Source organism: Streptomyces sp. NPDC051214 (genome assembly GCF_040682375.1).
Classification (GTDB): domain Bacteria; phylum Actinomycetota; class Actinomycetes; order Streptomycetales; family Streptomycetaceae; genus Streptomyces.
Genome location: NZ_JBFBAT010000013.1, coordinates 1 through 15,360, shown reverse-complemented (window position 1 = coordinate 15,360; position 15,360 = coordinate 1). Strand labels below are relative to the sequence as shown.

The window sequence follows — 15,360 nt, the reverse complement described above, 5'->3', positions numbered from 1 at the left end:
AATGTCCCGTGGCTCTATACCGCCTACTGGGGGCTCGGAGTCGTAGCGGGAAGGGTCATGTGAGAGAAGGGCGAGAGGTATGACTGAGCTCGGTGCATTCATCTCGAATAGCACACCAATGATGATCACTGCGCTGGTAATCGGCGCGGTAGTCTTCATCTTGGTAACTGTACGTTCAAAGAGGGAAAAGTAGTCCGAGGTGTTGGCAACCGGCCTGCAGAGCGTCGGTTGCCAACATTTTCATCCAGCTCGCATTACGACTCATCGGTTTGCGTCATCGATTGCCAGTTCAGCTCTCTTGTGCGGGCGGCGGGCGGCGGGCAGCGTCCTGCGCCGGGCCGGGCCCATCTACTGGTGTCGTCACGTCCAGCTCTCTCACCACCCGGGTGAGGCTCCTTCTGGAGGGCCTGATGGGGGAGGAGTGGGGCGGGGTGTATTTGATACGCGAGCCAGGTGGTTGCAGGCCGGCATGTCAGAGATGGGGTACCTCGGCGCCACCTACAGGAGAAGGCGGGAGGCTCCCGCCGCGAAGGCGGGGTACATCGTGTGGGACAGCTCTACCGTCGCGCCCGTCGTGGGTGCGTTGACGTGCGTGGCCGGATACACCATCAGGCTGCTGTTGGCCCAGATACATATTCGGGGCCGACTGCAAGGAGCCCGGATCGAGGAGGAAGGGCGCATCGGCCGTATCGAAGCGCTGGGCGATGGCGGCTTCCTGCTCGAGCGGGATGAGCCGGGACAGCGCGTGGTGGTCGTATACAGGCAGGGACCGACGGGAGGGGCGCAGCGTGGACAGTAGCGACCAGATCGCCGAAGCACAGAAGCGGATGTCGAAGTGGGCCGCAGTCGGTAGCTCGTACGAACAGGACAAGCCCCACATCATTCGCTTCCTGCTCCGCCAGGGCGCCACCTTCGACGAGGCCCAGGATGCCGTCCACAGTGTGCCTTCATCGATTTCTTCCGTGCGACGAAACCAGTGGAGCGTCCCAGGGCGTGGCTGCGGACTGTCGCACTGCGTGCGTTCTTGCGCCAGGCTGTCAATCACCGGGAAAGACCCCAGCAGGACCTGGTAGATGAACAGAGTGCGGCACTGGTCGACTGGCACACGCCACTCGAGGCCGCGGAACTGACGGAACAGCAGCGCGAGGTGTTTTCCGCGCTCGTCCAGCTACCGTTCAAGCAACGCTGCGCGTTGGCCTGGCAGCTGGACGGCTTTACTACAGAAGAGATCGCGGATGCCATGGGCACTACGCAGGCGGCCGTCCTGCAAAACCTGTCCCGCGGGCGCCGCGCGTTGAAGGATCAACTCGGGATTACCCGTCGAGAGGAGGCAGTATGAGCCAGGATCGCCGCCTGCCGGGAGATGACGAACTCGACCTCCTCCTCGCTGGGTTGGACGAGGCACTCCTGACCTCAGTGGAGCGCCGCTGTGCGTCCGAGACACCCCCCGACACCGCAACACCCTCGACCGTAGATCCGGCAGAAGACGAACTGGACAGCCTGCTGAATGCGACGGACGACGCCGTCCTCAACGCGGTTCACCACCGCCTGTCGTACCAGGAGCAAGGCGACGGAGGAATGGGCAGTGCCGATGCGTCCAAGGACCAGCCTGTCTCGGACGGAGCTGGTGCCACCGGCACGGTGAAATGGTTCAACGCGCAGAAGGGATACGGCTTCATCGCTGTTGACGGGGGCCCTGACGTTTTTGTCCACTACAGCGCGATCGAGACGGAGGGTTCTGCTGTTCTCGAAGAGGGCCAGCGAGTCCAGTTCTCGATCTCGCAGGGACAGAAGGGCCCGCAGGCCACCGAAGTTCGGCATGTGGCTTCGTGATCGGACTGCGTTGAGCGGGGTGGGGGGGTGCGCACCCGTTCGTCGTCAGGGACGAGCGGCGTGCGGGCAAGCGTGGCGGTGATCGGCCGACGGGTTTCCGCGAGCAGTTCGCGGGTCTGAGCGGCGGGCAGAGATTTCGATGCGGGCCGCAGCCAGGCAGGCACGCTGCTCGCGCTCGTTGCCTTCACTGGCGCGCAGACGCTGCACCCCGCACTCGCGCCCCGGCCTGGTCATCAGCCTTTGGGGCTGTATTGGCGTCGACCTGGTCGACCTGGCAGCGGCCGATCATGGCGTTGCGTCGAAGGTTTCGTGTATGCGGGAGCGCCGCAGGTGCGTCGGCTGCACGAGAGGTTCCTCCGTAGCCTTCCTCGCGGACCGCGGTGTGGGGCCTGATCGACCGCCAGGTCGGGCCCAAGCTCGCCCTTCGTGTCGCCTGTGAAGCGGCCTCGAGGGAGTTTCCCTCTGCACCGCTCCACGTGATCCTGGAGGGCCTTGGCGAGCATGGCCCGGCGGTCTGCGAGCTGCGCGAGGCGATGCCGGGTGGCGTCCTCGGTCATTGTGACGTCGTATTCGAGGCCCTTCTTCGGCACAGAACAGGGACAGGGCCCGCGATGACCGGCGCGTGAGGCGGGCGATCTCGTTGCGGCCCTTGCCTTGGCCGTGCAGCCGGATGATCTCGGCGCGCTCGTCGTCGGTGATGAGGCCGCCCTTTCTGAACTTGGGGCGCGTCACGGGCCACCTCCTGCGGGCGTGCGAAGGCCCGGCCTCTCACGGGAGAGACCGGGCCGCTTGGCCGCTCAGCACTCCTCGCTGAGCTTCACGGTAGAGAAGTCGACGGTTGTGTCCGTCGGGTGCTCGCCCGCGGCGGGGGTCTGTGAGCAGACCTTCCAACTCCGGTCGAACATCTGCATGCGTTCGGCGCCGGTGGCGTCGGAAGACGTCAGGGAGTAGAACCCGGCGGCCTGCGCAAGGTCTTGAGCGGATTGGAGTCCCTTGCCGGTCATGTCCGGGAGCGTGGCCGTCTCCGCGCCTGCGTCCTCGGCGGTGTCCGCGTCTGAGGCGGGCGCGTCGTCGGTCTTGGGCTTCTCGGCCCGTGTCGTCTGCGCCGGCTCGGCGTCGGGGCTGGTGTCCTGGGCGGCGCAGCCGGTGAGTGCGAGTAGGCCGGCGGCGGCAATGGCGAGGATGGTGGTGCGTGTGCGCATGGTCCCCCCTGGGATGTTGTGCGTGAGGGGCATCCTGCGGCATGTGGAGGGGGTGTGAACGAGGAGTCGCGATCCTGTGACATAAGGAAGGCCCGCGTGTCGGCGGGCCTGTTGGTTCCGGGCATGCCGGATCTGCGGCTCAGTGTGGGACATGATCGGCGGGTAAGCGGCTACGGGCCTGGCGGAACTCGACGAGGAAGGACCCGCCTCATCGTGCAACGGGTGGGCCCTTCGGGGTGTGCGAGATCAGGCGGTGGGAGCCCGCTTGAATGGCCTGCTTCTTGCGTATCTGCGCTGCCTGCTCGTTGGTGGCGGGCGTGTTGCGGGCCCGAATCGGTGCGGGCATATCCCTCGGGCAGAGGGAACCTCAGGTTTCACCCAAGTACCTAGCGTGTCCGGCTGACTTCATGTTGTGATCTTGGTGACCACGTCCCCGTTCGAAGGGGGCGTCGAACTTCATAGGGGGACTTCATGCGGAGTGTCGCGAGCAGAGCCATAGCGGTGTCTACCGGACTATTGATCATGGGGAGTTCGGCATCAGCGTTCGCGAGTGACTCCCGTAGCGCCCACGGTTGTCGCAGACGGAGCGGCCGTTGAGCCCGGCACGGTACGCGATCAGCCTGCATCAGGTGAAAGCGTGGAAGCCGATGCAGGTGCAGACGCGGCACTGGACGAGGACCTGCCGATCCCCGGGGAGGCGGACGGTCCCGACCTTGGTGATGAGAAGAACCCAACGAGCGAGCAGTGCCCGACCGGCCCCTTCGTGCACGTCACTCAGAACCTGAAGAACACCACGTCCGTCAAGTACTCGACCTACGCCAAGAACAACAGCGGATCCTCGATTGGCTACAAGTTCACGTCCAAGCGATCGGGTACGACGACCTGGGGCGCTTCCATCTCGGTGACCGGCGAAATCAAGCTCAAGTGGCTCGGCAAGATCGAGACCACACTGCAAGGTTCAGTCGAGAAGAGCTGGACATCCGAGCTCGGAGTCGAAACCTCCGGCAAGGTCAAGCCGCACAAGACGGTCCGCGGTGACTACGGCATCAAGAAGGAAAAGGTCTACGGCTACAGCGCCACCCGGTACACCAACTGCTCCGCCGGCAACAAGAAGTACATGGAATTCTGGGCGCCGTACCGCGAGGGATGGACCATCCGCTAGGTTCCCTCTCCCTGCCCGCCCGATGGGACAGTCATCGGGCGGGCGCAACTCTTGTAGGAGAAGCTCATGGGCCGAAGTGCGGCCGTGTCCGTCGTCTTGCTCCCCCTCCTGCTCGCCACTGCCTGCTCCTCCAGCGGTGGCTCTCAGGCCGACGACACCCCTTCCCAAGCAAGCGGCTCGCCCTTGGCCTCGTCTGCCCCGAGCCTCAACGGGCAGAGCGTGGAGAAGAGGATGCGGCTACCTGATCACGCCACATACCTGGTGAAGGTGCGCAACGGAGAGGGAACCGAGGATGTCCCTGACTTCACTCCGGGCAAGAATGTGTACACCGTACACGTCAAGTGCTCTGGCGCCAGGACCGTGACGGTAGTGGAAAGGGCGAACCCAAAGGACGACCCCACCACCATCAAGTGCAGCAGCCCGGTGACCATCGGAAGGGTCTACGGTGACCCGGTGAAGCAGCAGTTGGCCATCCAGGCAGCCGACGATGCCCGGTGGACCCTTGCGGTCGTCGATGGAAAGCGCCCCTTCTGAATGCCGGACGTCGGCTACGTGGGAAACCGTCTACCCACCCACCGCATGACCAAGGCCCCGCCCGGACACACCCCGGACGGGGCCCCGCCGCGCTACGGCTGCTAGGGCCTGTCCGATGGCTCGTGTGGGCTGACGAGGGACGTGGCCTACTGTTCGCTGAACGGGAGGGGGCCGTATGGCGCGCGAGATATCCGAAGCAGGGGCGGGCATGAAGGGGGTCACCTTTCCTGCTGGCACGGAAAGCACTACGTGACCCTGGCTGAACTACTGGTTCGCCTCGGCAGCTTCGGCCTGGACCTGAAGTGGCGCGTCGAGTTCGACGAGATCGTCGACCCTCGCTGCGTCGAAATGAAGGCGAGGTCCGCTGACGCAGGGATGGACACGTTGACCCTACTGTCGTTGACGACCCCTTTCCTGCAGTTGATCGACGCCGAAGCACGTGGGTTCGCCGGGAACGAACTGATGGTGGTTCTCACAGAGTTCGACAGCTCCTCGTGGGATGTCAGGGCTGTGGACGAGCGCGTACTCAGCGATCTGCGCCACCACTACCCGGACGCCGAGGCGCTCTGAACGGGACGTCTCACTGCGGACGGAGCCATAGCCGGATGGCAGCCACGGTGACCGTCCCGTGGGAAGACATACGCCCGCTTGTCGAATCGTGTGGCGACGGCTCGGAAGTTCTTGAGCCGGTTGATCGTCCGCTCGACTTCGTTGCGGCGACGGTAGATCGTCTTGTCGAACCCTGCGGGCCGGCCGCCTTGGCTGCCGCGGCACCTACGGTTGGCCCGCTGGTCTCTCGGTTCGGGGATGGTGTGCTTGATCTGTCGTCGGCGCAAGCGACGCCGGTTGCGGCGTGACGAGTACGCCTTATCTCCTCGTCCACCATCCCGCCGGGGCACACGGATCTCTTCCCCTCGGAGGCCACCGTGGTAACTTCGCGCTCCGCCAGCCGACGCGCAACCACAGGGGTGGGGGCCGTGGATGTACTCGTGCTCCGTGTGAAGGAGCTGCTGCTGCCGTCCGTCCGCTGGGTTACAAGGGCAGCTACCAGCGCGTTCGTTCCTACATGCGCAAGAAACGCACCTCACCCCAACCCGTGACGGCCCGCCCACCTTCGCCCCGGACCGTCACTGGGTGGATCCTGCGGCGACCAGAATCTCTCACCGAATCCGATCAGCTCCAGCTCAAGAATGTACGGGCCAATTGCCCCGAACTCGACGCGCTCACCCGACATGTCCGTTCCTTCGCGACCATACTCACCGACCGCCAGGGCCAGCGGCTGCAGGACTGGCTCGCCTCGGTCAGACAAGACGACCTTCCCAGCCTCCACACCCTCGCCGACGGCATCGACAGAGATCGCGATGCCGTCATCGCTGGCCTCACACTGCCCTGGAGCTCGGGCGTCATCGAAGGCCACGTCAACCGGATGAAGATGCTCAAGCGACAGATGTACGGCCGTGCTGGTTTCGACCTGCTGAGGAAGCGAGTCCTGCTCGCCTCATGACGAGCACGTGGTTCCAGCCCCAGCTTGACCATGACCCGTGCCCTGCCGATTGAATACTCATGTGATCGACTGGACGCAGGTGCTCGACCCCCTAGGAACCGCCGGCCGGGTGCCCGCGCTCCTGGACCAGGTGGAGACCGAAAGTGGTGCCGAAGCATGGGACGACCTTTGGGATGCGCTATGTCTCCAAGGTGAGACCGTGGTTCCGGCGAGCTTCGCCGCACTTCCACGGCTGGTGGCGATCGGTGCAAAAAGCCCTGAGGCGCTCAGCCTGGCCGGATCAATCATGCGGAGAGCCCTCCAGGACCATGGCGCTGACGACCTACTGAGAAGCTGCACCAACGTGGTGCCCCGACTTCAGGCACTACTGGACCAACGCCTGAAATTGCGGCCAGTCGGCTATCTGCATTCCTTCCGTGACCTGCTGGCAGCCACTGGGCAGTACCACTGGAGTGCCGTACTCGGAGACTTCTCGGACGACTTCTACCACCTGCGCTGCCCTCACTGCGACGTGGAAGTGACTGTCGCCATCGGCGGCCACGGGCGGTACTCAGCAATCCGGGACTGGCATGCCGGAGACATTGAACGACGCGATCTGAAGCCCGTGCCGCCGGAAAACCTCGTAGGCACCGGACGCTGGATGTACGACACGGCAGTCCGTGATGACCAGAGCTGGCTCGCGAACGGTCTCACCTACCTCTTCGGAAAAGCTGAATGCCCGCGGTGTGCCAGCAGATTCGGCGTCGCGGAGGAGTACACAGCCGCGAACCTCCCCTCTTCGGGGGAGTGAGCGCAGGTAAGGCACGTGCAGTGGGGTTTCAGCAGCACGCAGCGTTACCGCTCACAGAAGTTGAGCCAGAGCCTGAGTTCGGAAGGCACCCAGGCAACGGCCGGGTGGCGCTCACGAGTTCGAAGTCGCCGGGGTGCTTGCCAGGGGCGCATCGAGATGCTCCCGGTGAATGAGAGCTCGGATTACACCCGCAGGATCGCCTAGGCCCGCCGCCGGGAGCGCCCGTCCGCAGCATCGCGCCGTACCGAGCTCGACATGGCGCGTCACGGGTGAGGCGCGCTGGTATCTCCACTGCTACACCGGTGGTTGCCAAGAGGGCGTAGGCGTGCCGTCCGGGCCCATCCCATATGGGTGCGGTTCCCTTGAAGGGATGATCGGTTCGATCTCGTGGGCTGCCGAGTTCAGTGGCGGTTATGAGGCGTCGGTGTAGGCCAGGTGGGTGCGGCAGGCAGTGCAGCGGAAGAGCATGGCGGTGGCGCCTTCGCCAAGGTGGGTGAGGAACTGCTCGAGTTGGGCAGCATCGTGCCAGCCGCCCATGCGCAGGTCCTGCCTCAGCTGGTCGAGGGCCTCGGGGTGGGCTGCCAGCTCGTTGTAGCCGACCTCGCCGATGAAGGCGGCCGCGTCGTGGCAGTGGACGAGCCAGTGTGGATCTTGCCAGGCGTGGAAGCCGGGGGTGCGGCGGGTGACCTCGTGCAGGATCTCCTCGCTGACACCGTCGAGTCCGTAGGAGTCCATGAACTCGCCGTCGAACCGTTCAGCCGCGCTGCCGTCCGCGATGCACCAGGGGCAGAAACGTCCGCCGACCTCTTGAGCGGTGTAGAAGGTCGCAGTGTAGATCCATCCCGTGGCGCGGTTGCAGCTTGCACAGGTTTCGGCGCTTTCACGGATGGACCCGGTGGCGAGCGGATCCGGGTGATAGCGGAAGGCGGGAAGTTCGGAGTTCACCGGTGCAGTCTGTTCGTAAGACAGCCCCGCGATCAAGCAGTTAGGGCAAATCCCCGCTGGTCGGGCACCGGATAGACGCGCTGGTGCTCATGCGCTGCGTGGTGGCGCCAGTAGGACGTGCTCATCCTGGTGTGGGTACCGGGGAAGCCCGTGGCCGCCGGTACGGCCGGCGCGATCGCCACGTCGGGTATCACCGCGGCCGCGGAAATCTTCCACCGCCGTTGAAGGGGCCACGGTTCGGGGTGCTGTCGCCGGTGGGCGGTGGCACCCCGGGCCGTGGCCGTCCGGCTGCACGGGCGGGGCGCCCCGCCGCTCCCGCCCCCTTTTCTGCGCCACCGGGTGGGTTTGTCTGGTGGGTGGCCGGGGTTATCGGGGCGTGGTGTAAGAGGTCCTAACAAAGACGTTGGACGTGTCGGTGAGTGATCAGGCAGGTAGCGAGGCTGAGGAATGCTTCGTGGATGTCGTCGCGCCGTTCCCAGCGGATGCGGAGACGGCGGAAGCCGTGCAGCCAGGCGATCGTGCGCTCGACGACGTAGCGGAAGATGCCCAGGCCAGAGCCGTGTGGCTGGCCTCGTTCGGCGATGATGGGGCGGATACCGCGGTGCCAGAGCAGACGGCGGTACAGGTCGAAGTCGTAGGCGCGATCAGCCAGCAGGGCGTCCGGCCTTCGCCGGGGCCGGCCGACGCGCCCGGCGATGGCCGGGATCTTGTCCACCAGGGGCAGCAGCTGCGTGACGTCGTGGCGGTTTCCGCCGGTCAGCGAGACTGCGAGCGGGATGCCCTGGCCATCGGTGATGACGTGGTGCTTGCTGCCCGGCCGTGCCCGGTCGACCGGACTGGGCCCGCTTTTGGGCCCCGCCGGGCCGCCCGCACGTGCGAGGAGTCGATCACCGCCCGGGACCAGTCCAGCTGGTTCTTCGAGCGCAGCTTCTCCAGCAGGACGACGTGCAGTTGGTCCCAGACGCCGGCCTCGTTCCAGGCCGCCAGCCGCCGCCAGCACGTCATGCCCGACCCGAAGCCCAACTCCTGGGGCAGGTACTCCCACTGGATACCGGTGTGCAGCACGAACAAGATCCCGCACAAGGCCTGCCGGTCCGGCACCCGAGGTCTGCCCTGCACCAGCTTCGGACCCGGCTCCGGCAGCAATGGCTCGATGAGCGACCACAGTTCATCCGACACCATCCACGGCCGCGACTGACGTTTCGCCACAACCAGACCAACGAGCAGAGCCGCCAACAGTCACATGATCAACCGCTTTTGTTAGAAACAGTAAGTGCCACGCTCCGCGGCCGATCCCGAGGACGTGGTGCACACCGCGCTCCTGGCCGTGCTCGCCCATCGCGAGCCGATCAGCCACCTGCGGGCCTACCTCTACCAGGTCATGGACCACGAGATGGACAAGGCGGCCAAGCGGCACGCGCGGGTCCGGGGCTACGCCTCGCTCGATGCAGATGTACGCCTGGAAGAGGAACCGGTCACCGATGTCCTTGCGCAGGTTTTGGTGCGCCATGCCGTGAAGGAGGCCTTGGAAGGCCTGCCGCTGCAGCAGCGCAGAGTGGTGCTGCTGCAGCGGGAGCTGGGGATGAGCCACCAAGAGGCGGCCCGGGTCCTGGGCAGCGCGCCGGCCACGGTGGGTGTCCATGCGCACCGGGCCGTTTTGAGGTTGCGCCAGACGCTGGTGGGTGTGAGCGCGGTGCTGGCCGGTTGGCCCTTGCGTGCGCGGTGCTCGCAGCGCGGCAGGCCATCCCCGGCGCCGGCGGCAGCGGGGCGCTGGCGGGCGGGGCGGGGGGAGTGCGGGCCATGATCCTCACGCTGGCCTGGGCCCTGGGCATGGTGTCGCTGGCTGCCGCATGGTCGGGGCGGGGCAGTCGCCTGGCTCGCCGTTGGGCGTGCTGTGCCAATTTGTGCTGGCGCGTATCCGGCGAGAGCCGGCCCAGGGCGATGATCCCTCCCGCTTCGCCGACCGGCAGGGCCCAACGCCCACCGCACGACAAGCAGGGGAGGCCAGGGGCCTGTACCTGGTGTGGCATGTGTATCGCGCACGCTTGGCACACCTCGCAGGCAGAGGGAGAAACACACCGCGCCGCCCGCCGACATGGAGATCTTGAGGAAGGCCACGATCGGCTGCCCCGCCCGGAGCGGCTCCTGGCACCGCCGGCGCAACCGCGTGTCCTCAACGCCCAGGGGTGCCTCGTGCCGCCGTGCGAGTTGCACGCAGTGCAGGACTCTCCGGCGCCGGCGTCGTGCTCCGGCAGGGACAATCCCCGACCGCCCCCATTACCGGCCGTGTCCCCTCAAGGGCGGTGACGGTGGCCAGCTCGCACAAACGCGGCCCCCTCGAGGCGTTCTCACCAGAGCACTTGGAGGCACGGCGGGCCCGGGAGGACCACCGTGCGCCACCCCGGCAGGGGGCCGCCCGAGTTGGTCTCCACCATGCCCTCTTCAAAGGACTTGCCGACGCAGGAACCACGCGAGCTCGACTGAATACACCACGCGGCGGGACGTCACATCAGGTGGGTGCAGGTGGCAGCGAGATTTCTCCGAGGGGCGTTGGGGCACCTCGTGCGCCATTGGGCCAGGACCGCGGTGGCGAGCCGGTCCAGGGCGGTCGGCAGTCCGCTGATGAACCCTATCTCGAGGACTGGTTGGGGGCGTGTCCGCGAGGTTGAGCATGGCCGGATGAACAACGCCCGAACTGGTGCAGTTTGTTGCGTTTATTGACGTGTTCATTGTCACTTCATGCATGTGGAACCATGTGTATGACTTGTGCGGGTTATTTGAAGATGCCTATAACTACCTCCGCTTTTGATCTTTGAGCTGGGGAGATTCCGTGCGTCCGGCACGTCCGTTTGTTTTTGCTGTTGCCTTCCTGATGGCTGTGCTGACTGGGACGGAGCAGGCTGCGCTGGCGGTCGACCGGTTGGCGGCTGGCCGCAACGGGGCTGCCCCCGACCAGCGGTGGGGTTCTGCGGCCGGCCGCAGCCACGCCGCGTCTGCCAAGTCGACGGACGCCGTGGCCAAGGGCGGACACGACGGCCCCCGGAGAGGGGCGCGGTGAGCTGCCCGCTGACGCGGGATCAGGAATGGTCCGGCTGGGCGGTGCTCCGAAGTTGCCCAAGCCCGGCCCGGTGAACAAGACACACGCGCCCGCTGTCCCTGCGGCCCAGGGCTTCACGGCCAAGCACAGCAAGGAGCTCAAGGCCAAGCGCAAGGAACGGCAGCGGACGTTCCAGAACCCGGATGGCACCTACACGACCCGCTACTACACCGAACCGGTCAACTTCCGCGCCAAGGGCGGCAGCTGGAAGACGATCGACACCACGCTGGTTCAGGACGACTCCGGACCGCGGACGATGAGCGAGATCGAGCCGGGCTGGGAGACGGAGTCGACCGAGTCGCCGGTTTCCTTCGCCGGCGCCGCCGACGCGGATCCGCTGGTGCGGATGGGGCTCGGCAGTGGGCGGTCGGTCGGCTACGCCGTGGACGACGCGAGCGCTGTCGCGGGTCGCGTCGAGGGCAGCATTGTCACCTACCCCGAGGTGCGGGACGGCTCGGATCTGGAACTGGTCGCGGGTGGCTCCTCGGTGAAGGAGACCGTCGTCCTCAAGGACAAGGACGCGCCCGCGGAATGGCGCTTTCCGCTGGAGCTTCAAGGCCTGACCGCCAAGGACGACGGGGACGGCGGCATCGCATTCACCGATGCGGACGGCACCCAGCACGCGTGGATGCCGCCCGGTTGGATGCAGGACTCCGCTTCTGCGAACGGTTCGAGGGAGGGGGCCGTCTCGTCGGGTGTCACCTACAGCCTGGCCGAGGAGAACGGTCGCCAGGTCGTGGTGATGAAACTGGACGAGGACTGGCTGGCCGCGCCGGAACGGGTGTTCCCCGTGCGTGTCGATCCTTCGGTCAAGTCCTTCGGTGCCACATCGGGCACGTATGTCGAGTACCCGTACAACCAGAACTTCGCCTCGGACACCGTGCTGAAGGCGGGCACGTACGACGGAGGCAGCCACAAGGCCGCGGCGTTCCTGCGCTTCACCGGGATGGAAAGCACGCTCAAGAACGCCTGGGTGCTCAACGCCAACCTGGCCCTGTACAACACCTGGTCGCAGTCGTGCACCGCGCGCCCGGTCACCGTGCACCCGATCACGTCGAACTGGTCGGAGTCCACGACCGACAAGTACCCCGGCCCCTCGACCGGTTCGTCGCTGGCGTCGAAGAGCTTCGCGCACGGCTGGCGGCCGGCGGGCACGGAGACCTGGGCGTGCGGCGCGGCATGGGAGAGCATCAAACTCGGTTCAGCCGGCCGCAAGCTGGTCGACGACTGGACGCACGGCCGCAAGAAAAACTACGGCCTGGCCGTGAAGGCGTCCACCAGCGACTCCAAGGGCTGGAAGCAGTTCGGGTCGGACGACTACCCCAACGGCAAGCCCAGTTTGGACGTGACCTGGACGAAGTACGGTGCCTCCTACAAGCTCGGGGACTTCACGGCGCCGGTGACCGCCACGAGCCACGGCGTGGAGAAGGTCACCGTCACGAACAGAGGCCAGGAGACCTGGCCCAAGGGCGGCGACTACAAGCTGCGGTACAACCTGTTCAGCTCCGGGGGCAAGGAGATCACCGACAGTTCGAAGATCGCGTATACGGAGATGCCGGAGGCGGTCTCGCCCGGTGAGAGCGTGACGCTGGACGCGAAGATCGCCCCGCTGGTGCCCGGCACGTACACCGTGCAGTGGACGATGACGGAGTACGGGGTGAGCCGGTTCACCAGTGCCGGCGTTCCCGGACCCGCGGTGAAGATCGCTTCGGTGAACATTCCGCCGCAACTGACCGCCGAATCTCCGGGCAGTGGCGTCACGGTCGACTCGCTCACCCCCACCCTGTGGGCCAAGGGCACGGACGAGGACGGCTACCCCAAGACCGAACTGCAGTACACGTTCGAGGTGTGCGAGGTAGAGGGCAGCAGCCTCCGCAAGAATTGCCGCAAGGGCGCCCGCAGTGCGGAGCAGCAGTGGGCGGTCCCCGACGGCTGGTTGTCGTGGGGCAAGACCTACGCCTGGTACGCATACGTGTATGACGGGGATGCCACCTCGGCGCGCCCCGGTGCGGCGCTGCTGACCACGCAGGTGCCGCAGCCGACGGTGACCGGTCATCTCGGTGGTGCGGACGGCGGCAAGGAGATCGGCACGCGGGCGGGCAACTACGTCACCGCGGCCACGGACGCGGCTGTCACCACGGTGGGCCCGGAGCTGTCCGTGGCCCGCACCTACAACTCGCTCGACCCACGCTCCGGCGGCGCGTTCGGCACCGGGTGGTCGACCCGTTGGGACATGAAGGTGCGAGAGGAGCCGGACACCTCAACCGTGCTGGTGACACTGGCCGACGGGTCCCAGGTTCGGTTCGGGCGCAATGCCGGCGGCACCTACGCCGGCCCATCGGCTGGAGCGTTCTCCCTCGCGCGCGAGGTCGAGGGCTGGGTGCTTCGGGAACGCTCCGGCGCCACCTACCACTTCATGCCCAGTGGTGTCCTGGCGCAGGTCAAGGACGCGGCGGGACGCATCCAGTCGGTGACCCGGCAGGCCGAGGACGGCGGCCCGGTCAAGAAGGTGACGGACCGGACGTCGGGCCGCTCGCTGAGCTTCACCTGGTCCGGCGGCCATGTCGACTCGGTCACCACGAGTCCCGTCGACGCCAACACGCCAGGCCTGACCTGGAGATACACCTACGACGGCGATCGGCTGACGAAGGCGTGCCCGCCCGCCTCGGACACCAAGTGCACGGTGTACGAATACGGGGACGGCTCCGTCTATCGCAGCGGAGTTCTGGATGCCGCCCCCTCGTCGTACTGGCGGCTCGGTGAGCGCGAAGGTGCCGCTGCGGCCAGTGAGGCAGCGTCGCACACCGGCCTGAATGAGGCGCTCTACCGGGACGTCCAGCTCGGCGGAGGATCGGCGATCGCCGGGACGACGGATGGGTCAGCCGGATTCGACGGCACCGACTCGACCGTCGAACTGCCCGCAGAGACCCTCAAGGCCGCCGCCTACCCGACGATCGAGCTCTGGTTCAAGACGAACACTTCCTCCGGGGTGCTCGTCGGCTTCCAGGACGCCGAGCTGGGCGACAAGCCCACCTCGTATCGTCCGGTCCTGAACATCGACCCCAGCGGCAAGCTGCGCGGTGAGTTCCGCCGGATCGGGGGCACCGGAGCGAGCGGCCCCATCACCTCTGCCAGTGCTGTCACCGACAACGCCTGGCACCACGCGGTGCTGACCGCCTCGGCAGCCGGGCAGACGCTCTACCTGGACGGCAAGAAGGTCGGCTCGATCGATGGCGCGGTGTCTGAACAGTCCCGCGACTTCGCCTACCTGGGCGCTGGCTACGCCAGTGCGAGCTGGATGGGCGCAGACACGGGGGAGTACCGCTTCACGGGCCAGATGGACGAGGTCGCCGTTTACGGCCACTCGGTCGACGCCGCCACCGTTGCCGAGCACTACGCGGCGCGCGTCGCGACCGGCCAGGTCAAGAAGGTGACCCTGCCGTCAGGCCGTGTGCACGCCACTGCCACGTATGACCCTGCCAGTGGGCGCCTGACTCAGCACACCGACGACAACGGCGGCACGTGGAAGGTCTCGGCACCCTCATACTCGACTTCCTCGTCCTCCTACGCGAACACGATCGAGCGCAGTGGCCCCACGGGCTACTGGCGGCTGGGGGAACGCAGCGGGGCCCAGGCGTCCAGTCCACTGGGCGAAAGCCTGGACGGGAGCTACCTGGACGGCGTCCGGCTGGGCAGCGCAGGCATCTTCAGCGACGGAGACGACACCGCTGCAGGCTTCACCGGTGACGGTGCCGCGGAGGTGCCCGCGGAGTCACTGGGCACCGGCACCGCGATGTCCGTGGAGCTGTGGTTCAAGACCACCGATCCGGGTGTGCTGATCACCCATCAGAACACGGAGTTCGGTGATACGCCGACCGGCTGGCGGCCCATGCTGCTGATCGACTCTGACGGCAAGCTGCGGGGCAAGTTCTCATCGGACGCGACCAGCATTTTGTCCAACGAATCCGTCACCGACAACAAGTGGCATCACGTCTTGCTGACGGGCAATGAGGGTGTCCAGGCGCTGTTCTTGGACGGCGACTATCAGGGCAGGTCGAACAGCGGCGTTGAGACGTTGCGCCACCCGCACGTGTTCATCGGCGGCGGCTACTCCTCCACCGGCTGGGACAGCCAGGAATCGGGCTACCGCAATTTCACCGGTGAGATCGACGAGGTGGCCTTCTACGACAAGCCACTGGTAGGACTCCGTTAAGTTGGTGCTGATCTGCGGTTTCTGGGCAGCGGCTGCTGGCAGGTGGTGCAGATACCGGTCCAGCACCTCAAGGTGTCCTG

At 66.3% G+C, this 15,360-nt stretch carries 12 protein-coding genes and 2 pseudogenes; 10 read left to right on the top strand and 4 right to left on the bottom strand.

The window, feature by feature from the left end:
* Nucleotides 1-469 precede the first annotated feature (469 nt).
* From AB0M70_RS30420 to AB0M70_RS30410, 3 genes are all read left to right on the top strand, one after another.
* Complete coding sequence (locus AB0M70_RS30420; protein ID WP_365824844.1) at nucleotides 470-799, top strand: hypothetical protein; 330 nt, start codon at nucleotides 470-472, stop codon at nucleotides 797-799.
* Between the two features lie 150 nt (nucleotides 800-949).
* Nucleotides 950-1,339 (top strand): sigma-70 family RNA polymerase sigma factor, encoded by a 390-nt coding sequence (locus AB0M70_RS30415; protein ID WP_365825300.1) that lies wholly within the window; start codon nucleotides 950-952, stop codon nucleotides 1,337-1,339.
* Nucleotides 1,340-1,578: 239 nt separating this feature from the next.
* Nucleotides 1,579-1,833, top strand: coding sequence for a cold-shock protein (locus AB0M70_RS30410; protein WP_365825298.1), 255 nt, complete (start codon nucleotides 1,579-1,581; stop codon nucleotides 1,831-1,833).
* 797 nt (nucleotides 1,834-2,630) lie between these two features.
* On the opposite strand, the gene AB0M70_RS30405 is transcribed toward AB0M70_RS30410, so the two are convergent.
* Complete coding sequence (locus AB0M70_RS30405; protein ID WP_365824842.1) at nucleotides 2,631-3,035, bottom strand: hypothetical protein; 405 nt, start codon at nucleotides 3,033-3,035, stop codon at nucleotides 2,631-2,633.
* A 637-nt stretch (nucleotides 3,036-3,672) separates the two neighbouring features.
* On the opposite strand from AB0M70_RS30405, the gene AB0M70_RS30400 reads away from it, so the two are divergent.
* The 3 genes from AB0M70_RS30400 to AB0M70_RS30390 all read left to right on the top strand — a co-directional run bounded on the left by AB0M70_RS30400 (nucleotide 3,673) and on the right by AB0M70_RS30390 (nucleotide 5,301).
* Nucleotides 3,673-4,197 carry a hypothetical protein gene (locus tag AB0M70_RS30400; RefSeq protein WP_365824840.1) on the top strand — a complete coding sequence of 175 codons (525 nt, stop codon included), beginning with the start codon at nucleotides 3,673-3,675 and terminating at the stop codon, nucleotides 4,195-4,197.
* An 84-nt stretch (nucleotides 4,198-4,281) separates the two neighbouring features.
* Nucleotides 4,282-4,731, top strand: a complete 450-nt coding sequence (locus tag AB0M70_RS30395) for a hypothetical protein (RefSeq protein ID WP_365824838.1) — start codon at nucleotides 4,282-4,284, stop codon at nucleotides 4,729-4,731.
* 249 nt (nucleotides 4,732-4,980) lie between these two features.
* On the top strand, nucleotides 4,981-5,301 hold the full coding sequence (locus AB0M70_RS30390) for a hypothetical protein (RefSeq protein WP_365824836.1): 321 nt from the start codon (nucleotides 4,981-4,983) through the stop codon (nucleotides 5,299-5,301).
* Between the two features lie 10 nt (nucleotides 5,302-5,311).
* On the opposite strand, the pseudogene AB0M70_RS30385 reads toward AB0M70_RS30390, so the two are convergent.
* Nucleotides 5,312-5,606 (bottom strand): annotated as a pseudogene (locus AB0M70_RS30385) (transposase); the annotation flags it as partial.
* Between the two features lie 149 nt (nucleotides 5,607-5,755).
* On the opposite strand from AB0M70_RS30385, the pseudogene AB0M70_RS30380 reads away from it, so the two are divergent.
* Both AB0M70_RS30380 and AB0M70_RS30375 read left to right on the top strand, forming a co-directional pair.
* Nucleotides 5,756-6,235: pseudogene (locus AB0M70_RS30380) on the top strand (transposase); the annotation flags it as partial.
* Between the two features lie 61 nt (nucleotides 6,236-6,296).
* A complete protein-coding gene (locus AB0M70_RS30375; RefSeq protein WP_365824834.1) occupies nucleotides 6,297-7,025 on the top strand; it encodes a hypothetical protein in 729 nt (242 codons plus the stop codon).
* A gap of 411 nt (nucleotides 7,026-7,436) precedes the next feature.
* On the opposite strand, the gene AB0M70_RS30370 is transcribed toward AB0M70_RS30375, so the two are convergent.
* Nucleotides 7,437-7,970: a CbrC family protein gene (locus AB0M70_RS30370; protein ID WP_365824832.1), complete on the bottom strand. Its 534-nt coding sequence runs from the start codon at nucleotides 7,968-7,970 to the stop codon at nucleotides 7,437-7,439.
* 391 nt (nucleotides 7,971-8,361) lie between these two features.
* Nucleotides 8,362-9,152, bottom strand: a protein-coding gene (locus tag AB0M70_RS30365) for an IS5 family transposase (RefSeq protein WP_365825296.1) whose coding sequence is annotated in 2 segments (ribosomal slippage) — nucleotides 8,362-8,828 and nucleotides 8,828-9,152 — 792 coding nt in all. Because the reading frame shifts where the segments join, the coding sequence is not laid out codon by codon here.
* Between the two features lie 91 nt (nucleotides 9,153-9,243).
* On the opposite strand from AB0M70_RS30365, the gene AB0M70_RS30360 reads away from it, so the two are divergent.
* Both AB0M70_RS30360 and AB0M70_RS30355 read left to right on the top strand, forming a co-directional pair.
* On the top strand, nucleotides 9,244-9,774 hold the full coding sequence (locus tag AB0M70_RS30360; RefSeq protein WP_365824830.1) for a sigma-70 family RNA polymerase sigma factor: 531 nt from the start codon (nucleotides 9,244-9,246) through the stop codon (nucleotides 9,772-9,774).
* 1,324 nt (nucleotides 9,775-11,098) lie between these two features.
* On the top strand, nucleotides 11,099-15,280 hold the full coding sequence (locus tag AB0M70_RS30355; RefSeq protein ID WP_365824828.1) for a LamG-like jellyroll fold domain-containing protein: 4,182 nt from the start codon (nucleotides 11,099-11,101) through the stop codon (nucleotides 15,278-15,280).
* The last annotated feature ends 80 nt before the right edge of the window (nucleotides 15,281-15,360 follow it).